This is a genomic window from Tahibacter soli, assembly GCF_025717065.2.
In the GTDB taxonomy this organism is placed as follows: Bacteria; Pseudomonadota; Gammaproteobacteria; order Xanthomonadales; family Rhodanobacteraceae; genus Tahibacter; species Tahibacter soli.
The window spans coordinates 118,098-138,653 of the sequence record NZ_JAOVZO020000017.1; the positions used below are offsets into that span (position 1 = coordinate 118,098).

13 protein-coding genes are annotated in these 20,556 nt (G+C 69.3%); 6 read left to right on the forward strand and 7 right to left on the reverse strand.

Annotated features, from left to right (window positions below; all coding sequences use genetic code 11):
* Positions 1–81: 81 nt before the first annotated feature.
* From OD750_RS11755 to bioD, 5 genes are all read right to left on the reverse strand, one after another.
* Complete coding sequence (locus OD750_RS11755; protein ID WP_263545426.1) at positions 82–432, reverse strand: hypothetical protein; 351 nt, start codon at positions 430–432, stop codon at positions 82–84.
* A gap of 14 nt (positions 433–446) precedes the next feature.
* The gene (locus OD750_RS11760) at positions 447–791 is read right to left on the reverse strand and encodes a hypothetical protein (protein ID WP_263545427.1); all 345 of its coding nucleotides are present in this window, start codon (positions 789–791) and stop codon (positions 447–449) included.
* A 101-nt stretch (positions 792–892) separates the two neighbouring features.
* On the reverse strand, positions 893–4,003 hold the full coding sequence (locus OD750_RS11765) for an efflux RND transporter permease subunit (RefSeq protein ID WP_263545428.1): 3,111 nt from the start codon (positions 4,001–4,003) through the stop codon (positions 893–895).
* 10 nt (positions 4,004–4,013) lie between these two features.
* Positions 4,014–5,108: an efflux RND transporter periplasmic adaptor subunit gene (locus OD750_RS11770; RefSeq protein ID WP_263545429.1), complete on the reverse strand. Its 1,095-nt coding sequence runs from the start codon at positions 5,106–5,108 to the stop codon at positions 4,014–4,016.
* Positions 5,109–5,499: 391 nt separating this feature from the next.
* A complete protein-coding gene (gene bioD, locus OD750_RS11775) occupies positions 5,500–6,207 on the reverse strand; it encodes a dethiobiotin synthase (protein ID WP_263545430.1) in 708 nt (235 codons plus the stop codon).
* 122 nt (positions 6,208–6,329) lie between these two features.
* Here bioD and OD750_RS11780 point away from each other — a divergent pair, with 122 nt between their 5' ends.
* From OD750_RS11780 to OD750_RS11790, 3 genes are all read left to right on the forward strand, one after another.
* Positions 6,330–6,818, forward strand: a complete 489-nt coding sequence (locus OD750_RS11780; RefSeq protein ID WP_263545431.1) for a GAF domain-containing protein — start codon at positions 6,330–6,332, stop codon at positions 6,816–6,818.
* A 65-nt stretch (positions 6,819–6,883) separates the two neighbouring features.
* Positions 6,884–7,315, forward strand: a complete 432-nt coding sequence (locus OD750_RS11785; RefSeq protein ID WP_263545432.1) for a TfoX/Sxy family protein — start codon at positions 6,884–6,886, stop codon at positions 7,313–7,315.
* Positions 7,316–7,455: 140 nt separating this feature from the next.
* Positions 7,456–8,625 carry an IS4 family transposase gene (locus OD750_RS11790; RefSeq protein WP_263541087.1) on the forward strand — a complete coding sequence of 390 codons (1,170 nt, stop codon included), beginning with the start codon at positions 7,456–7,458 and terminating at the stop codon, positions 8,623–8,625.
* Between the two features lie 112 nt (positions 8,626–8,737).
* Here OD750_RS11790 and OD750_RS11795 read toward each other — a convergent pair whose 3' ends face one another.
* Both OD750_RS11795 and OD750_RS11800 read right to left on the reverse strand, forming a co-directional pair.
* On the reverse strand, positions 8,738–10,153 hold the full coding sequence (locus OD750_RS11795) for a nicotinate phosphoribosyltransferase (protein WP_263545433.1): 1,416 nt from the start codon (positions 10,151–10,153) through the stop codon (positions 8,738–8,740).
* A 51-nt stretch (positions 10,154–10,204) separates the two neighbouring features.
* The gene (locus OD750_RS11800; protein ID WP_263545434.1) at positions 10,205–11,245 is read right to left on the reverse strand and encodes a bifunctional nicotinamide-nucleotide adenylyltransferase/Nudix hydroxylase; all 1,041 of its coding nucleotides are present in this window, start codon (positions 11,243–11,245) and stop codon (positions 10,205–10,207) included.
* A gap of 157 nt (positions 11,246–11,402) precedes the next feature.
* Here OD750_RS11800 and recC point away from each other — a divergent pair, with 157 nt between their 5' ends.
* Genes recC through recD form a run of 3 tightly spaced genes read left to right on the forward strand, consistent with a single transcriptional unit; the run spans position 11,403 to position 20,411 of the window.
* Positions 11,403–14,837 carry an exodeoxyribonuclease V subunit gamma gene (recC, locus tag OD750_RS11805; RefSeq protein ID WP_263545435.1) on the forward strand — a complete coding sequence of 1,145 codons (3,435 nt, stop codon included), beginning with the start codon at positions 11,403–11,405 and terminating at the stop codon, positions 14,835–14,837.
* Positions 14,834–18,463, forward strand: a complete 3,630-nt coding sequence (recB, locus tag OD750_RS11810) for an exodeoxyribonuclease V subunit beta (protein WP_263545436.1) — start codon at positions 14,834–14,836, stop codon at positions 18,461–18,463. The genes recC and recB overlap by 4 nt, the downstream gene beginning before the upstream one ends.
* A complete protein-coding gene (recD, locus tag OD750_RS11815) occupies positions 18,453–20,411 on the forward strand; it encodes an exodeoxyribonuclease V subunit alpha (RefSeq protein ID WP_263545437.1) in 1,959 nt (652 codons plus the stop codon). Before recB ends, recD begins: the two co-directional genes overlap by 11 nt.
* Positions 20,412–20,556: the final 145 nt, after the last annotated feature.

Sequence of the window (20,556 nt, forward strand, 5' to 3'; positions counted from 1 at the left end):
CCCAGACGGAAAGACCCGATGCTAGGTCATCGGGCGGGCGCGAGCGTAGGACAGAAGTCCCGGTTTGTGCGGGGATTGCCGCTAGGGCACGGCCGATTCGAACCGTTCGCGCAGCGCGGTCGCGGCGGCCGGCAGAAGGTGCGGTTCGAGACAATCGGCGCGTACGCGTTCGACGAGCGCCGATTGGCTTTCTATAAAAGTATCGACGTGCGGCGGATCGGCGCCGTCGCCGAGCACGATGCGAGGCACCTGTTCGACCAGCTGCGCTTTCTGGTGCGGTCGCAGCGCGATCCATGCGCGCAGCAGCAACGCGAATTCGGCGTAGCGCGCCTCGGCGGCGAGTTCGACGCAGACGGCGAGCGCGGGCGCCGACGACTTGTCGATGCGTGCCGCCTGCACCTGCCAGTTCAGGAGTTCGTCGAACGTACGCATTGTCGTTACGCGCGCTACTTCACGTCGTGCAGCTTCCAGGTCCGGCCGGCCAGCAGGTTCAACCGGTGCTTCAGGATCGAATGCGGCAGGTTCGTCACGACTTCGATTTCGGTATGCAGGTCGGATTGCTCGGCCTTTACCGTCGCGCCCGCATCGCTCGCGCCCATCGCATCGTCGACCGCGTCGGGATCGGGCTGCAGCGCCTTCCAGCGCTCCCACAGTGCGGGCGTGCGCAGCGCGGCCTGCAGCGCCGCGGCGAAGCTGTCCGGGCTGATGCCTTCGAACGACAGCTGCGCGTATTCGCCGCGCGCCTTGGAAAGATCGTCGATGCTGAGGTAATACCGCTGCGTCGTGGACATGCCGCGCTCCTGCGTCGTTGGACTCGACCCGAGTGTAACGCCGGAGGAATGCCGCCGCGCGCGTGTCTCACGACAGGCGGCGCGGCGGACTTCGATATTCCTTACGCGTGCGCGGGGCCGCCGATGCCGGCGCCGTGCTCGCTTTCGATCGCCTGGTGCTTGCGCGCCAGCAGCGTGTACACCACCGGTACCACGAACAGCGTCAGCAGCGTGCCGAAGCTCATGCCGCCGACGATGACCCAGCCGATCTGGTGGCGCGATTCCGAACCCGCGCCGCTCGCGAGCGCCAGCGGCAGCGCGCCGAGCACCATCGCGCCGGTCGTCATCAGGATCGGACGCAGGCGCAGACGCGCCGCTTCGAACGCGGCCTGTACCTTCGTGCGGCCCTGCGCCTGCAGCTGATTGGCGAACTCCACGATCATGATGCCGTGCTTGGCGATGAGGCCCACGAGCGTGATCAGGCCGATCTGGGTATAGATGTTCATCGATCCGGTGGCATGCCACAGACCGGCGCCCGCGCCGAGCGACAACAGCCACAGCGCGCCGATCGCGCCGAACATCGCGAGCGGCACCGACAGGAGGATGATCAAGGGATCGATCCAGCTTTCGAACTGCGCGGCGAGCACGAGAAAGATGAATACCAGCGCGAGACCGAACAGCATCCACGTCGACGACGACGATTCGCGGAACTCGCGCGACTGGCCGGAGAAGTCGTACTGCGCGTCGCTGGCCACTTCCTTCACCGCGCCGGCGAGATATTCCAGCGCCTCGCCCATGCTGTAGCCGGGCGCGATGCCGGCGCTGATCGTCGCCGAACGCAGACGGTTGAAGTGGTTGAGCTCCTTCGCCGCCACGGCTTCTTTCGCGGTCACGAGATTGGCCATCTGCACCATCTGTCCGTCGCCGCCGCGCACGTAGATCGCCGAGAGCTGCTCGGGCACCTGACGGCCTTCGTTGGCCACCTGCACGAGCACGTCGTACTGCTCCGAACCGCGCTTGAAGCGCGTCACCTGACGGCCGCCGAGCAGGCTTTCGAGCGTGCGGCCGACGTCGTTCACGTCGGCGCCGACCGCGGCGATCTTGTCGCGGTCCATGTCGATCTTCAGCTGCGGCTTGTTGAGCTTGAGGTCGGTGTCCGGATTCGTCAGCTGCGGGTTTTCGCGGATTTTCGCGAGCAGGCCGTTGGTGATGCGGTCGAGGTCTTCCCACGTGCCGGTGGTCTGCACGACGAACGACACGGGCTGGCCGAAATCGTCCTGCCCGAGCGCGGGCGGCAGCACCGGGAACGCCAGCACGCCCGGTATGCCCATGAACTGCGGAAACAGCATGCCCTGCAGCGCGCTGACCGGCGTATCGCGCTCGGACCAGTCCTTCAGGCCCACGAAGCCGATCGTCTGCGTGACGGTCGGAAAGCCCACGATCTGGAAGTAGCGGTCCACGCCCGGCAGCTGCGAGAACATCGATTCCATCTGCTTGGCGTAGCTGTCGGTGTACTCGGGCGTCGCGCCTTCGGGCGCCATGCCGAAGCCGATGATCATGCCCTGGTCTTCCTGCGGCGCCAGTTCGTTCGGCAGCGCGCGGAACCAGAACAGCGCGACGAGGCCGACCATCACGAGGCCTGCGAAGCCGAGCACGATCGCGCGCTGGCGCATGCCCCAGCGCAGGCCGCCTTCGTAGCCGCGCTGGATGCCGTTCAACACCTTCTCGCCGAGCTCGTACGCCTTGCCGTGCTTTTCGGAGTGCTTGAGCAGGCGCGAGCACATCATCGGCGAGAGCGTCAGCGCGGTGAAGCCCGACACGATCACGGCGCCGGCGAGCGTCAGCGCGAATTCGATGAACAATCGCCCGGTGCGGCCGGTCGAGAACGCGAGCGGCACGTACACGGCGGCGAGCGTCAGCGTCATCGCGATGATCGCGAATCCGATCTCGCGCGAGCCCTTGAGCGCCGCCTGCATCGGCGGCATGCCTTCCTCGACGTGCCGGTAGATGTTCTCGAGCATCACGATCGCGTCGTCGACGACGAGACCGATCGCGAGCACGAGCGCGAGCAGCGTCAGCGTGTTGATCGAGAAGCCGAACAGGTACATCAGCGCGAACGCGCCGACGAGCGACACCGGAATCGTCACGATCGGAATCAGCGCGGCGCGGCCCGAGCGCAGGAACAGGAAGATCACGATGACGACGAGCAGGATCGCCTCGCCGATCGTCTTGTAGACCTCGCTGATCGAGCGGTCGATGAAAATCGTGGAATCGTAGGCGATTTCCACTTTCATGCCCTGCGGCAGCGTGCGCGTGATTTCCGGCAGCAGCGTCTTCAGGCTCTCGGCGATCTGCAGCGGATTGGCCGTCGCCTGTTTGACGACGCCCAGCGGCACCGCGGTACGGCCGTTGTAGCGCGCGATGAAGCGCGCCTGGTCGCCGCCGAGTTCGACGCGCGCGACGTCGCGCACGCGCACGGCGTAGCCGTCGGCGCCGGTGCGCAGCACGATCGCGCCGAATTCCTCGGGCGTCTTGAGGTCGGTTTCGGACAACACCGTGAATTCGCGCTGCGTGCTTTCGATGCGGCCGGCCGGCACTTCGAGGTTCTGCCGGCGCAGCGCGTCTTCGACGTCGGCCGGGGTCATCTGGTACGACGCCAGACGCGCCGGATCGAGCCAGATGCGCATCGCGTAGCGGTTGCCGTAGATCTGCGCCTGCGCGACGCCGGCGATGTTCTGCACGCGATCCTTGACGAGGCGCTTGGCGAGGTCGGCGATTTCCAGCAGCGAGTGGCGGTCGGACGAGAACGCGAGATAGATGATCGGCTGCGCGTCGGCCTCCTGCTTCTGCACGACGGGCTCGCGCGCTTCCTGCGGCAGCACGTCGCGCGACAGCGCGACGCGGTCGCGCACGTCGGCCGCGGCCGAGTCGGCGTCGCGGTCGATGCGAAAGCGCACCGTGATCTGCGACGACTCCTCGCGCGACACCGACTGGATGTAGTCGATGCCTTCGATGCCCGAGAGCTGTTCTTCGATCGGCGTCGTGATCTGCGATTCGATGACCTGCGCGCTCGCGCCGGGATACGACGTCGACACGTTGACGATCGGCACGTCGACCTTCGGGATCAGGCGCACGGCGAGCCGCTCGTAGCAGATGAAGCCGACGAGCAGGATCACGAGATTGACCACCGTCGCGAATACGGGACGGCGGATCGATACGTCGGAAAGGATCATATGGGCTCCGTTACTTCGCGGCCGGCGCGGCGCCCGACGGCGCCTCGCCCGGCGGCTTGCCGTCGACCGGCTGCACCTTCATGCCGGGCCCGATCTTCATCTGGCCGGCGCTGATGACGAGGTCGTTCGCGGTGATGCCGCTCGTCACTTCGACTAGGCCGGGCTTGCGCAGACCGGTCGTGATTTGCACGAGTTCTGCTTTTCCATCTTTGATGATGTACACGAATTGCTTGTCGCCCTGCGGCCACAGCGCCTGTTCGGGCACGAGCAGCGCATTCGCCTTCGAGCCCACTTCGAGCGCGACGCGCGCGAACTGGCCCGGATGCAGCACACCGTCGGGATTCGGCACGCGCGCGCGCAGCGTGACCGAGCGCGTGGTCAGATCGACCTGCGGCGCGACGGCGTACACCTCGCCGTCGAACTTGCGCGCGCCGAGCGCGTCGACGCCGAGCGTGATCTTCTGCCCGGGCTGGAAGCGGCCCAGATACACCTCGGGCAGGCTGAAATCGAACTTCAGCGTGTCGCGCGCGACGAGATCGACCAGCGCGTCGCCGGCGTTGACGTATTCGCCGGGGCTGACCTTGCGCAGGCCGACGGTGCCGGCGAACGGCGCGCGCAGCTCGGTTTTTTCCAGGCGCGTGCGCGTGGAGGCGAGCTTGGCTTCGTCGACTTTCGCCTGCGCGCGCTTCGTGTCGACGTCGGCCGGCGCGATCAGCTTCTTGCCGGCGAGTTCGGTCGCGCGCTTGAGTTCGCGATCGCTGTTGGACGCGTTCGCCTGAGCCTCGGCGACGTCGGCCCGCGCGAGGCTCGGGTCGAGCCGGAACAGCGGCGCGCCCTTGGCGATCTTCTGGCCTTCGTCGAACAGCACCGCTTCGATGCGGCCGGCGACTTCGGGGCGCACCGTCACCGCCTCGTCGGCGCGCAGCGTGCCGACGGCGCTCAGGGTTTCCGAGAGCGATTCGATCTTCGGTTTCGCCGCTTCTACGGCGGTCGGTGGCATCTCGCCGCCGGGAGGGCCTTGCGTGCGGCCGGTACCGGCAATGCCGAGGCAGGCCGCGAGCACGGCGGCGGACAACAGGGAAGGGGATACCAGACGGCGCTGCATACAAGGCTCCGACAAACTTCGGTCGTGATGACTGGCGGCGGCGTCGTCTCGACGCGCCGGCTCTTCAAAGAACTGCGTACCGTAGAAAAATAACGGTAAATCTAAACTCGTGAACCTGCCGGAAGTGCAGGAGGGGCTCGGCGCACCCGCGCAACGGTTCGGCGCAGATGCGAACGTTACCGGGCCGGCGCGACTTTTTCGTGTGACAACCGTCATAAGTGCACCGTTAGGCGCATCATGTGCGGCGCGGGTTTGCCGCGTTCGACGCCGGTCCGCATTGTGCGCCGGCACGGCGTTCGAAGCGTAAGCGTTTGATTCCCCGACGCCTGGGCCGGCCGGCGAGCGCGACGTGTTGCGTGGGTTTGCCCGCACGGGCCGCCCGAACCGACAGCTACGGCAACAGCGCCCCGCAATCGATCGCATGCGCCGCGGCGCCGGCGTCGCCGTAGGGCAGAATCCCGAGACACGGCGCGTCGAGCATCGCGCGCAGGGTGGCGATGTTCTCGTCGGCGCACGGCATGTCGGGATCGATGCGGTTCGCGATCCATCCCGCCAGCACGAAACCGTCGCCGACGATCGCGCGCGCCGAAAGGCTCGCATGGTTGATGCAGCCCAGGCGCACGCCGACGACGAGCACCACGGGCAGGGCGGGAGCGGGCAGCGCGAGCGCGCGCGGCAGCGCCGACATCATCAGCGTATCGGACAACGGCACGTGCCAGCCGCCGGCGCCTTCGACGACGACGTGCGTGGCGTTCGCCGCGAGCGTGTCGTACGCGGCGCGTATCGGCGCGAGTTCGAGCGCGATGCCGCTGCGCCGCGCGGCCAGATGCGGCGCGATCGCTTCGCGCAGCGCGAACGGGTTGCACGTCGCGTAGTCCGGCCGCGGCAGGCTGGCCGCCTGCAGCGCCAGCGCGTCGTCGTTGACGAGGCGGCCGTGCGCATCGGGTTCGCAGCCGCTCGCGACCGGCTTCATGCCGACGGCGCGGGCGCCGCGCGCGTTCAGCGCGGTCAGGAGGGCGACGCTGGCCCAGGTTTTGCCGATACCGGTGTCGGTACCGGTCACGAAACAGCCGCGGGCGGTCGGATTGGCGGTGGACATCGCGGTCGCGCAAGGAAAGGCGCGCGGATTATGCCGCAGCGCGTCGCGCGGGCACTTGATTCCGCACCGAGCGAGCAAACGTTGCCGTGTGGCACACTAGCGGTCTGACTTGGGGAATAACGATGTTCGACGCGGCACCGATCGAAGCGGGTTCGAAGGCGCAGCTGTACGACGCGCTCGCCGGACAGGTGCGCGGACTGTTGCACGACGAGCGCGACCGTGTCGCGAACGCTGCGAATTTTTCAGCGCTCGTGTATCACGCGCTGCCGGACCTCAACTGGTGCGGCTTCTACTTCTACGACGGCACCGAGCTCGTCGTCGGCCCGTTCCAGGGCAAGCCGGCGTGCGTGCGCATCGCGCTCGGCCGCGGTGTCTGCGGGACGGCCGCGGCCACCCGGCAAACGCAGCTCGTGCCCGACGTGCACGCGTTCGAAGGCCATATTGCCTGCGACGCGGCGTCGCGGTCGGAGATCGTCGTGCCGTTGTACCGCGGCGATGCGCTGATCGGCGTCTGGGACGTCGACAGCCCGATTCCGGCGCGTTTCGACGAGGACGACCGCGCCGGCATGCAGCGGCTGTGCGCACTGTTTCTCGAATCCATCCACGCTTGAACCGCCGTCACGCCGCGGTCCGCCGATCGCGGTAAGTTAGCGGCGACAGAACGACCGGAGATCGCATGGCCAGCAACGACAAGATCCGCAACGTCGGCCCGAAATCGGCCGCCTGGCTGCGCCAGGTCGGCGTGCGCACGATCGACGACCTGCGTCGCGTCGGGCCTATCGAGGCGTTCATGAAGGTCAAGCGCGCCGGCTTCCGCCCGAGTCTGAACCTGCTCTACGCGATGCAGGGCGCGCTCGACGACTGCCATTGGGCCGACCTCTCCGAAGAAGTGAAGTCGAGCCTCGTGCTCGCGGCCGAATCGGCCGAAACGGCGAACCCGATCAAGAACCGCTGGGACAAGGCGGCCGCGCGCAGCGCCGCGCGCGACGGATCGGGCAAGTCGAGCGAATCCGGCGGCGAAGATGCCGGGCGCGACGAGGGCGACGGATTCGGCGACGGCGACAGCGGAGTGCGCGAGATTACGGGGACGTCGCGGGATTTTGATTGATCGCCTCGTTTTTGCTCGTCATCCCGGCGCAGGCCCACTGCTGTCCGGAATATTTGTATACGAGCAAGCGAAAAGTGTTGCGGCGCTTGGATTAACGGGTTAAGACCCTGAGCGCCAACTCAAATCCGAGCGCCGCAACGATGTACAGAGTAAGCCGCCTGGGCGAACTATTGGAAGAGAGCTTCCGCGCCCGCTTCGACGCGCAGGTGCGTCAGCACAACGCCGACAAGCACCTCAAGAAGTTCAAACGCTGGGACCAGTTCGTGGCGATGACCTGTGCGCAGTTGCAGGGCGCCACGAGCCTGCGCGCGCTCACCGGCGGTCTGAAGGCGCTGTCGAACCACCACTATCACCTGCGCACCAGACTCGTTGGCCACTCGACCTTGGCCGATGCCAACCAGCGCGATCCGGCGGTGTTCGGAGCGGTGGCGCAAATGCTGATGTCGCAGGTGGCGCGCAAGCTGCGCAAGGAGTGCCAGCGGACGCTGGTACGGATCGACTCGACCTCGATCACGCTCAAAGGCAACGGCTTTGACGCGTGGACGTCCGATACGAGCAACTGCTTCACGCAAGGGCTGAAGCTGCATGTGGCGCTCGACGATGCGGATGTGCCGGTCTATCACAGCATCACGGCGGCCAACGTCAACGATGTGACCGAAGGAGCGAAGATACCGATCGAACGCGGCACGACGTACGTGTTCGACAAGGGCTACTGCGACTATGGCTGGTGGTGGTCGATCCACCAGGCCGGCGCATGGTTCGTCACGCGAGTGAAGACCAACGCGGTGCTGAAGGTCGAGCAGACACTGCCGATTCCTCCGGGCAATCGATCCCGGATTCTGGCTGACGAAGTCGTGCGTCTGAGCAACAAGAACCCCGGCGCGGGCCGCAAGAATCCTTATACCGCGCGGCTGCGGCGTATCACGATACGAAGAGACAACGACCAGACGCTCGTGCTGATCAGCAACGACCTGGACCGCAGTGCTGCGCAGATCGCCGCCTGCTATCAACAACGCTGGGACGTCGAATTGTTCTTCAAGTGGCTCAAGCAGCACTTGAACATCAAGCGCTATCTGGGCCGATCTCCCAACGCGGTGCGTACACAATTGCTCATCGCGCTGATCGTCTATCTGCTCGTGGCCTTGTTAAGACATCGCACGAAAACCGACGCGACGCTCTGGCTGTTCACCGCCGTTCTACGCATGACTTTGTTCGAGCGGCCGCAGTTGCACGAGGACATGCGACAACGACGAGCGACCAAGGCTGCCGAGCTCGATGCTCGACAGCCTCAACTGGCTGATTGGAAATGATATTTATTCCGGACAGCAGTGGGCGCAGGCCGGGATCCAGCTCTTGACGTCGCGGCCTTGCCAAGCCCGAAAGCTCGACCCCGGCCTGCGCCGGGGCGACAGGCACCGGCAGTCACGCCTCGCTGCGCCCCCGCACCTGCGCAAACGTCCAATCCTGCAATAGTTCACCGTTCTCCCACACCGTGACCATCGCGTGTTCCCAGCCCGCGTCGGGGACGTAGTCGTCGACGCGCGCCACGTCGTCGGGCACCGCCACGGTGCGCCAGCTGCCGAATTCGCGGTGATGCAGGAGCGCCAGGCGCCCGCGCTTGGACTGCTTGCCCGGGTCGGTGATCGGCGCCTTGAACACGTCGATCCACGCGCCGTCGATTTTCGCCGCCGAACACTTCAGCGCGAATTTCTGCGTGTCCCGATTGATGCCCTGCAATAGCGCCCCGCCCATGCCGAACGCGAGGTTTTCGGCGCTGTAGCCGCCCTTCGTCACGCGCTCGAGGATCGCGCGGATGCTGTTCGGATTGATGCCGTCGCCCTGGATCAGCCGCACGTGCTTGAGCACTTTGTAGCCCTTCGCGTTGACCGTATGGCCGAACGTTTCGTCGAGCAGCGTCAGGCACTGGTGCACGACGTCGACCGGCTCGCCCGAATCGGGCCGCACGACGAGCGTCGCGCCGCTCGCGATCACTTCGTCGCGCAGCGTCTTGCCCCAGTGTTCGCGGATCGCGCGGTAGATGTCGTAGCTGTCCGACACCACCGCGACGACGGCCCCGGGTTTGGCGAACTGGCGAAGCATGTTGCGGTACGCGTCGACCTCGCGTTCGCGGCCCCAGCTCGTGATCGTCGAATGCTCGGCCGCCGGTATCGAAAACGCGGCCATCGGCTCGTGATAGTACGCGCGCGCCGTCAGCACGCCCGATACGGTGTCGGTGCCGAGGAAGTTCACGAGATGCGCCGCGCCGCCGAGGCCCGCCGATTCGGCGCTCGATACGCCGCGCGCGCCGAAGTCGTGCAGCTTGAAGCCGATCTGCGCGGCCGGGTCGTCGCACGAGAGCTCGAGGTAGTAGCGGATCGTCTGCTTCAGATGCCAGCTCTGCGTCGCGACCGTCACCGGATACCACAGGCGCAGCAGCAGCGTTTCGAGATAGGAGGGCAGCCAGTAGCTGTCCGGGTCGGTCGATTCGATCGTCACGAGCGCGTGGTGCGTCGGCACGACCGTGCCCTCGGGCACCGCGCGGATGCGTAGCGGAAGGCGGCCGCCGAACGTGTCGACGATGCGCCGCCAGCCGGCCTCGTTGAACGGCTCGCCGTGCGCGGCGAAGAAATCGCGCGCCTCGTCGACCATCGCGTGCGTGACCGGCGTGCCGAGGTATTCCTTCAATATCGCCTGCAGTCCGAAGAACAGCGTGCGCTCGTAGACGCCGCCGCGCGATTCCACATAGAAAAAAGTCGCTTCGGTATGCGGCGGATACTGCAGCCAGTGGCTCGCCTTGTAGCTGTCGGTGTTGAGGATCAGGTTTTCGAGGTGACGCATGGTGCGACTCCCGCGCCGCGAAGGCGGCGCCGAACGGATGGGGTGCGGCGCTTACGCGACGCCGAGGAAGAACTGCAGGATGTGGTAGTGGTCGTCGTAGAACTGGTCTTCGAGATCGAGCGCCTGCGCCAGCGGAATCCAGCGCGCCTTGTCGGCGTCGTCGGCGCCGCGCACGGGCGGCAGCTCGCCCGAGGCGAATTCGAAATGGAACGCGTGCGTGATCGTGCGGCCGCGCTGCGAGCGCTGCGGATGGTCGAACACGCGCTGCGCCTTGAGCGAACCTTTGAGCACCGGCGCCGGCAGCTTCAGGCGCGTCTCCTCGCGCAGTTCGCGCAAGCAGGCGTCGAGCAGCGTTTCGGTCTGGCCGACGAAGCCGCCCGGCAGCGCCCACAGGCCCTTGCCGGGCTCGGCGCCGCGGCGCACGACGAGCACGTGGCCCGAATGCACGACGATCGCGTCGACCGTGACGAACGTCGGCGGATACGGCGCGGCTTCCCACGCCTTGCGGTAGTTCTTCAGAAACGTGAACTCGCGCGACAGCTGCGCGAAAGCGGGCGTGCGGCGGAACGCCTCGAGCATCGCGGCGACCGGTGTCGGAACGTTCGCGCGGATCAGCAATTGTCCGCCCTCGTCGGCGCTGAACAGATGCTCGCGGATCTCGGTCGCCGACAGCACCGCGCTGTATTGCACGGCGGCGAGTTCCCACTGCGGAAACTCGCGCAGGTAATAGCTCGACGCGTCCTTGTCGAAGCCGGTGAGACCGACGGTCGCGTCGCTCGCGCCGCCGTCGTCCGCGATCGCCGCGGCCACTTCGCGCTGCACGCCGCCGATCCACGCGGCCTCGTTGTACAGATGGTCGGGCAGTGCACGCAGCAGCACGCGGTCGGCGTCGCCGCCGAGCGCGGCTCGGATCATCACTTCGCGTTCGTTCGCGTTCCACGGATTCGTCGTGGTGCGCGGCTTGCGTGCCGAGCCCACGAGCACGATCACTTTGCGGGCCAGCGTCAGCGCGTGGCGGACGACCGCGTGATGGCCGTTGTGATACGGCTCGAAACGGCCGATGAACACCAGATAGTCGTAACGCATGAGCATCCCTCATGGCGGTAAAGGCGCCGGGTCTATCCCGGCGACAGGCTTATGCTAAGAATGAGCATAAGTGATCGTCAAGTGCCGGATGCGCATCGGAACGCGCACCGCGTCGCAATACGAACACGGCGGGTATCATGGGACTCGACACACGAGAGCGACGATGCGAGGCGAGGCGATCACCCCGGGCCTGATGGTCCTGCAAGGCAACCGGCTGGAAGACCTGCGCGACGTGCTGGCGCTGTGGCTGCGCCGCGAACCGCTCGCGCCGCTCGAAAACGAAGTCGTGCTCGTGCAGTCCAACGGCATCGCGCAGTGGTTCAAGCTCGCGCTGGCGCGCCCGGAGCGCGACGGCGGCCTCGGTGTCGCCGCGGCGGTCGACGTGTCGCTGCCGGGCCGGTTCCTGTGGAACGCGTATCGCGCCGTGCTCGGCGACGACCTGCCCGAGACCTCGCCGTTCGACCGCTCGCGGCTCGTCTGGCGCCTGATGCGCCTCGTGCCCGCGCAAATGCACAAACCCGCATTTGCCACGTTGCGGCATTATCTCGCCGACGACGACGATCTGAAGAAGCGCCATCGCGTCGCCGAACGCATCGCCGACCTGTACGACCAGTACCAGGTCTACCGCGCCGACTGGCTCGCCGACTGGGCCGATCGCCGCAACATCTGGCGCGACGCCGCGGGCCGGCCGCACGCGCTGCCGGAGGCGCAGGCATGGCAGGCGTCGCTGTGGCGCGCGCTGCTCGCCGACGTCGGCATGCCGGCCGCCGCGCAGCACCGCGGTGCGCTGCAGCTCGCGTTCGTCGAGCGGCTCGCGGCGGCAGCGGCGCGACCGGCGAAGCTGCCGCGCCGGGTGGTTGTGTTCGGCATCTCGTCGCTGCCGCGGCAGACGCTCGAGGCGCTGCATGCGCTGTCGCGCGTGACGCAGGTGCTCGTCGTCGTCGCCAATCCGTGCCGCTACTACTGGGCCGACATCGTCGAGCACCGCGACCTCGCGCGCGCCGCCGCGCGGCGCCAGCCCGACAAGCCCGGCATGCCGGTCGCGCCCGACGCGAGCGAGCTGCACCTGCACGCCAATCCGCTGCTGGCGAGCTGGGGCAAGCACGGCCGCGACTACCTGCGCCTGCTCGACGAGATGGACCGGCCCGACGACTATCGCGAACGCTTCAGCGCGTGGGGCCGCGCGATCGACCTGTACGGCGAACCCGAGGCGCGCGGTCTCCTCGGCGACGTGCAGCGCGCGATCCTCGACCTTGCGCCGCTGCCGGCCGACCCGGCGCTGCGGCCCGTCGTCGAGGCCGGCGACGCGACGCTCGATTTCCACATTGCGCACAGTGCGCGGCGCGAACTCGAAGTGCTGCACGACGCGCTGCTCGCGCGCATGGAACGGGCGGCGCGCGACGGCGATCCGCTCGCGCCGCGCGACGTCATCGTCATGGTGCCCGACATCCACGCGTACGCGCCGCTGATCCGCGCGGTGTTCGGACGCTACGCGCCCGGCGACGAGCGCTACGTTCCTTTCGCCGTGGCCGACCAGCGCGCGCGCGGCAACTCGCCGCTGCTCGTCGCCGTCGAGCATCTGCTCGGCCTGCCCGAGTCGCGCGTCGGCGCGAGCGAACTCGTCGACCTCCTCGACGTGCCGGCGCTGCGCCGCCGCTTCGGCATCGACGCCGAACAGCTGCCGCTCGTGCGGCGCTGGGTCGAGGGCGCCGGCATCCGCTGGGGCCTCGACGCCGCGCAGCGTGCCAGCCTCGGCCTGCCGCCGCTCGCGCAGAACACGTGGCGCTTCGGCCTGCGCCGCATGCTGCTCGGCTACGCGGTCGGCGACGGCGCCGGGCGCGACGGCATCGATCCCTACGGCGAAGTCGGCGGCCTCGACGCCGCGCTCGTCGGTGCGCTCGCGCAGCTCGTGCAGACGCTCGAACGCCACTGGGCCGCGCTGCGCACGCCCGCGTCGCCGGCGCGCTGGGCCGAGCGCCTGCGCGCACTGCTCGACGACTGCTTCGAGCCGCGCGACGACGAGGAAATGATCGCGCACGACCGTCTGGTCGCCGCGCTCGAACACTGGCAGGACGCCTGCGCCGAAGGCGAACTCGACGAGGCGCTGCCGCTCGCGGTCGTGCGCGAGGCGTGGCTCGAAGGCCTCGACGAGGGCGGCCTGTCGCAACGGTTCCTGTCCGGCGGCGTCGCGTTCGCGACGCTGATGCCGATGCGCGCGATTCCGTTTCGCGTGATCGCGCTGCTCGGCATGAACGACGGCGACTATCCGCGCGCGCAGCCGCCGAACGAATTCGACCTGATGGCGTGGCCCGGCGCCTACCGCGCCGGCGACCGTTCGCGCCGCGAGGACGATCGCTACCTGTTTCTCGAAGCGCTGCTGTCGGCGCGCCACGCGCTGCACGTCTCGTGGGTCGGCCGCAACGTGCGCGACGACAGCGAGCGCCCGCCGTCGGTGCTCGTGGGCCAGCTGCGCGACTATCTCGCGGCCGGCTGGCAAGGCGCGAACGGTGCGCCGCTGCTCGACGCGCTGACCACGACGCATCCGCTGCAGCCGTTCAGCACCGCGTACTTCGGCGGCGACGCGCGTCTGTACACGTACGCGCGCGAGTGGCGCGAAGCACTTGCCGGCGCCGACGCGGCGGCGCCGGCGGAACTGTCCGAATGGACCTCGCCGTCGCCGCTGACGTTGAACGACGTCGGCAGTTTTCTGCAGCGGCCGGTGCGCTATTTCTTCCAGCAGCGCCTGAAAGTGTTCTTCGAGGACGCGGACGGCGCCGACGACGATCAGGAAACGTTCGCGTTCGACGTGCTCGACAACCACCGCACGTCGCGGCGACTGCTCGATCGCGGCCTCGCGGCCGACGACGCGGCCGGCGGCGTCGCCGCGGTCGACGCAGCGGCCGAGCGCCTGCGCCGCGGCGGCGAACTGCCGCTGGCCGCGTTCGGCGAACTCGCGCTGGCCGAGCCGCTTGCGCACGCGCACGAGGCGCACGCGCGTGCGCGCGAGCACGCCGCGCGCTGGCCCCACGTGTTGCCGCGCGTGGAGCTGTCGTTCGCGCGCGCCGGCCTGCGCATCGAGGACTGGATCGCCGACCTGCGCGCGAACGACGCCGGCGAGCGCGTGCGCATCGAAGCGGCGGCGATGCCGCTTTCGGAAGGCAAGACGATCAAGTACCACCGCTGCGTATCGGTCTGGGCGACGCACGTCGTCGCGCACGCCGCGGGCCTTTCGTTCGCCACGTGGCTCGTCGCGCCGGACGCGGCCTACCGCCTCGCGCCGCTCGACCACGACGACGCGCTCGCGCTCGTCGACCGCATCGGTTTCGCCTACGCGCACGGGCTGCGCGCGCCGCTGCCGGCCGCGCGCAAGACCGCGTTCGCGTGGATCGCCGCCGAGGACCGCGGCGCCGACGGCGCGATCAAGGCGGCGAGCGCCTACGAGGCGCGCGATTTCGGCAGAGGCGGCGAGGCGTCTGAAGATCCGTATCTCGCGCGCAGCTTTCCCGACTTCGCGGCATTGCACGACGCCGGCTTCGAGCGCTGGCTCGACCTGTACCGGCCGCTGGCGCAGCGCCTGCAGCGTGGAGACGACGCGTGAGCGAGCCGCTCGTTCCATTGACGTTTCCGCTCGACGGCGTGCGCCTGATCGAGGCGAGCGCCGGCACCGGCAAGACGTGGACGATCGCGGCGCTGTACCTGCGCCTCGTGCTCGGCCACGGCGCGCCGGCGCTGTGGCCGCCGCGGATACTCGTCGTGACGTTCACGCGCGCGGCGACCGCGGAACTGCGCGAGCGCATCCGCGCGCGGCTCGTCGAAGCCGCGACTGCGATGCGCGGCAATGCGACGGACGATGCGTTGCTGCAAGAACTCCTGGCGTCGTATGCGAACGAACCGGCGCGCGCCGACGCGGCGCGGCGCCTGGAAATCGCCGCGCAGTGGATGGACGAGGCGGCGATCCACACGATCGACGCGTGGTGCCAGCGCATGCTCGCCGAACACGCGGTCGCGAGCCGCACGCCGTTCGGCCTGACGCTCGTCGCCGACGAAACCGAACTCGTCGCCGACGCCGTGCGCGACTACTGGCGTGCCGAGGCCTATGCGCTCGATGCCGCGCAGGCGCAGGCGCTGCGCGCCGTGGCCGCGACACCGAACGACCTTGCGCGTCTCGTCGCGCCGCTGCTCCAGCGCGGCGGCGACGCGCGCGTCGTCGGCATCGATGCGCCGGCGGCGTCGCTGCGCGACACGATCGCGCAGCGCGAAGCTGCCATAGCCGCGCTGCGCGACGGGTGGCACGCGCGCGCCGACGCGCTGGAAGCGTTGCTGCATGGTCTTATCGACGCCAAGCGCGTGAACGGCAGCATGCTCCAGCGGCGCCACTGCGATCCTTGGATCGCGCATCTGCACGCGTGGGCCGACGGCGCCGAGGCCGAACCGCTGCCGGTCGGGAAAGCCGCCGATCGCTTGACGCGCGCCGGCATCAACGAGGCGCTCAAGCCAGGCGCGCCTCCGCTGGCGCACGACGCCAGCGAACTTCTCGACACGTTGGCCGCGCTCCCCGACGCGCTCGAACGCCTCGACCTCAAGCCGCGCGTGATCGCGCATGCGCTGGGCTGGGTGCGTGCGCGCCTCGCCGCCGAAAAGCGCCGCCTCGCCGTGGCGGGGTTCGACGACGTCAAGCGGCGCCTCGCCGACGCGGTGTCGGCCGACGACGGCGCGCCGCTGCGCGACGCGATCGCCGGGCAATACCCGATCGCGCTGATCGACGAATTCCAGGACACCGATCCGGCGCAGTGGCGGCTGTTCCGCGCGATCTACGCGGGGCGGGGCGACACAGGGTTGTTCCTGATCGGCGATCCGAAGCAGGCGATCTACGGTTTCCGCGGCGCCGACATCCGCACGTATCTCGACGCGGGCGCCGCGGCGCGACCGCCGCACTACACGCTGTCGACGAACCATCGCTCGAGCGCCGCGCTCGTCGCCGCGGTCAATCGCGTGTTCGCGTACGGCGAAACCTGGCCGCGCGGCGCGTTCGCGTTCGACGGCGCGCTGCGCTTTCACGACGTCGAGGCGGCCGGACGCAAGACGCGTTTCGTCGACGACGCACGATCGCCGGCGCTGACGTTCTGGCTGCACGACGACGGCGTCGCCGTGCCGTCCGGCGCGTATCAGGCGCGAATGGCGCGCGCGTGCGCCGCGCAGATCGCCGCGCAGCTCGTGCGCGCGGGCGAGCGGCGCTGCGGCATGGTCGACGCCGAAGGCGGCTACACGCCGCTCGCCGCGGCCGATATCGCCGTGCTCGTGCGCAACGTCGCCGAGGCGCGCGCGATGCAGTCGGCGCTCGCCGATCGCGGACTGCGCTGCGTGTATCTGTCCGATCGCGATTCGGTGTTCGCGAGCGACGAGGCGCGCGACATGCTGCGCTGGCTGCGCGCGGTCGCCGAACCCGGCGTCGAGCGACCGCTGCGGGCGGCGCTCGCGACGGCGACGCTCGGCCTGTCGTGGGACGAACTCGATCGCCTGAATCGCGACGAAGTGCATTGGGAAGCGTGCGTCGAACGCTTCCGCGATCTGCACCGCCTGTGGCGCGGCGCCGGCGTGCTGGCGATGCTGCAGCGCCTGCTGCACGAGTTCGGCGTGCCGGCGCGCCTGCTCGCCGCGAACGGCGGCGAGCGCGCATTGACGAACCTGCTGCATCTGGCCGAACTGCTGCAGCACGCCGCGCAGACGCTCGACGGCGAAGCCGCGCTGGTGCGGCACCTGGCCGAATCGATCGCGTGGATCGACGAGGCGCAGACGGCCGAAGAGGCGATCGTGCGGCTCGAAAGCGACGCGGGGCTGGTCAAGCTCGTCACCGTGCACAAATCCAAAGGTCTGGAATATCCGCTCGTCTACCTGCCGTTCGCGTGCTCGTTCAAGGACGCGTCGCGCTCGCCGTACCGGCTCTCGTACGACGCGGACGGCGCGCTCGTCGTCGATCTCGCGCGCGCCGACGGCGACCGCGACGACGACGCGCGGCTGCAGGAAGACCTGCGCGTGCTGTACGTCGCGCTGACGCGCGCGCGCTACGCGTGCTGGCTCGGCGTCGCGCCGGTCACGCGCGGGCAGAACAAGTCGCCGCTCGTGCATCGGAGCGCGCTCGGGTATCTGTTGTCCGGCGGCGAGCCGATCGCCGCGGGCGGCGAACTCGCGCAGCGGCTGGCACGGCTCGCCGGCGACTGCGATGCGATCGCCGTCGTCGCGCCGCCGCAATCGGACGCTCAGGTCGCGCCCGCCGCCGCGCCGGATCTCGCGCCCGCGCGGCGCTACCAGGCCGCGCCGCTGCCGCGCTGGTGGATCGCGAGCTACAGCGCGCTGCGCATCGGCGGCGAGGCCGCGCCCGCCGCGCCCGACACGGCCGGCGAGGACAATCTCGTCGAACAGGCCGGCGCCGACGCGCGCGTGCGCGGCGCGACGCCGCCGGCCGCGGCGCCCGACCTGCCGCTCGCGGATTTTCCGAAAGGCCCCGCGGCCGGCACGTTCCTGCACGGCCTGCTCGAATGGGCGGCCGAAAAGGGTTTCGCGCGCAGCGCGACGGCGTCGCCCGAGGCGCACGACATGATCGCGCGGCGCTGCCTGACGCGCGGCTGGAGAGACTGGATACGGCCGCTCGACGCGTGGCTGCCGATGTTCCTGCGCCAGCCGCTCGCGTTGCCGGGCGCGGAACCCGTCTGCCTCGCCGCGCTCGGCGACGGCGATCGCTACCAGGCCGAACTCGAGTTCTGGTTCGAGGCGCACGACGTCGATCCGCGCCGGCTCGACGCGCTCGTCGCCCTGCGCACGCTCGGCGGCGTCGAACGCGCGCCGCTCGACGCCGACCGGCTCAACGGCATGTTCAAGGGCTTCATCGATCTCGTGTTCGAGCACGACGGGCGCTGGTACGTCGCCGACTACAAATCGAACTGGCTCGGCCGCGAGATCGGCGACTACGCGGCGCCGGCACTCGCCGCGTCGATCGCGCAACATCGCTACGAAATGCAATATTGCCTTTATCTGCTCGCGGTGCACCGGCAGCTGCGCGCGCGCCTGCCGGACTACGACTACGACCGCCACATCGGCGGCGCCGTGTACGTCTACCTGCGCGGCGTCGACGGCGGCGCGCACGGCGTGCACGTCGAACGGCCGCCGCGCGCGCTGATCGAGGCGATGGACGCGCTGTTCGCCGGGCAGGTGCGCGATGGCCGCTGACGCGATCGCGCGCGAACTCGACCGCGCCGTGGCCAACGACGACCTGCGCGCGCTCGACCGCGCGTTCGCGCTGTTTCTCGCCGAACTCGATCCGGCCGCGTCGCCCGCGCTGCTCCTCGCCGCGGCGCTGTGCAGCCGCGCGCTCGGCACGGGACATCCCTGCCTGGATCTCGCCGATCCCGACATCGCCGAACTGCGCGAAAAGTGGCGAGGCTTCGCGCCGGAACTCGGCGACGTCGAAACCTGGCGCGCGCACCTCGCGGCAGCGCCGCTCGTCGCCGGCGATGACGCGCCGCTCGTCGTCGCCGACACGCGCGTCTATCTGCGCCGCTACTACGACTACGAACGCTCGGTCGCCGCCGCGATCACGGCGCGCGTCGCGCGACCGCCGTCGCCGCCCGAGGGTCTCGCGCACGAACTCGACCGGTTGTTCGGACCGGCGCGGGCCGGCGTCATCGACTGGCAGAAGATCGCCTGCGCGCTCGCCGCGCGCGGCGCGTTCGCGGTCATCACCGGCGGACCGGGCACCGGCAAGACGACGACGGTGGTCAAACTGCTCGGCCTGCTGCAGACGCTCGCGCTGCGCGACGAGACGCGCACGCGCCTGCGCATCCGCCTCGCCGCGCCGACCGGCAAGGCCGCCGCGCGGCTGAACGAATCGATCGCGCAGCAGATCGACCGGCTCGACGTCGACGCGGCGGTGAAGGAGGCGATTCCGGCCGAGGTGTCGACGCTGCACCGCCTGCTCGGCAGCCGGCCGGACACGCGCCGCTTTCGACACCATCGCGGCAATCCGCTGCACCTGGACGTGCTCGTGATCGACGAGGCGTCGATGGTCGATCTCGAACTGATGAGCGCGGTGCTCGACGCGCTGCCCGACGCCGCGCGGCTCGTGCTGCTCGGCGACAAGGACCAGCTCGCGTCGGTCGAAGCCGGCGCCGTGCTCGGCGACCTGTGCCGGCACGCGGCCGGCGGCGGCTACGACGCGGCGACGGTCGCGTGGCTCGCCGAGGTCTGCGGCGAAGACGTTTCGGCGTACGCGGCGACCGGCACGCCGCGTGCGCTCGACCGGCACATCGCGATGCTGCGCACGAGCCACCGTTTCGGCGGCGACAGCGCGATCGGCAAGCTCGCGCTAGCGGTGAACCGCGGCGACGCGGCGGCCGTGCGCGCCGCGTTCGCGGCGGGCGGCGACGTTGCACGACTCGAGGCGGCTACGCGGCCCGACGTCGCCGCCGCGCGGCTCGCGGTGCCGCCGCGCGACGCGACGTCGCGCCAGCTCGGCCTGTTCGACGCCGCGCCGGCCGAGCCCGGTTATCGCCACTATCTCGACGTGCTCGCGCGAGCGCGGCCGGCCGAGCGTGCCGAACCCGACGCGTGGCAGCGCTGGGCCGGCGACGTGCTCGCGGCGCGCAACGCGTTTCAACTGCTGTGCGCCGTGCGGCACGGCGACGCCGGCGTCGTCGGCGTCAACGACGCCCTCGCGCAGGCGCTCGTCGAGGCCGGCCTCGTGGCGGCCGGGCACGAGTGGTACGAAGGCCGGCCGGTGATGCTCACGCGCAACGACTACGGCCTGGGCCTCATGAACGGCGATCTCGGCGTCGCGCTGCGCGTGCCCGACGATGCGGGTCGCACGCGTCTCCTCGTCGCGTTCGCCGTGACCGACGCGCAAGGCCGGCGCCGCCTGCGCTTCGTCGCGCCGAGCCGGCTCGACGCGGTCGAAACGGTGTACGCGATGACGGTGCACAAGTCGCAAGGTTCTGAATTCGAACATGTCGCGCTCGTGCTGCCGGTCGACGACGCCGGCGTCGTCACGCGCGAACTCATGTACACCGCCGTGACGCGCGCGCGGCGCCGGTTCAGCCTGATCGCCGACGCGGCGGTCGTCGACGGCGTGGTGCAGCGCGTCGTGCGGCGCAGTTCGGGCCTGGCCGCCGAATGGTCTTAACCGGCTCTTAGCAGGTGCAACCCGGGTTCGTACGAAAAGTAGCGTAGAACTTTTCGCCCTGCTAGAGTCGCAACGCCTTCACGGGAGTCCACACATGAACTACGCGCCTTTGTCGCGAGTTGCAGGAATCCTGTTTGTCCGCCGC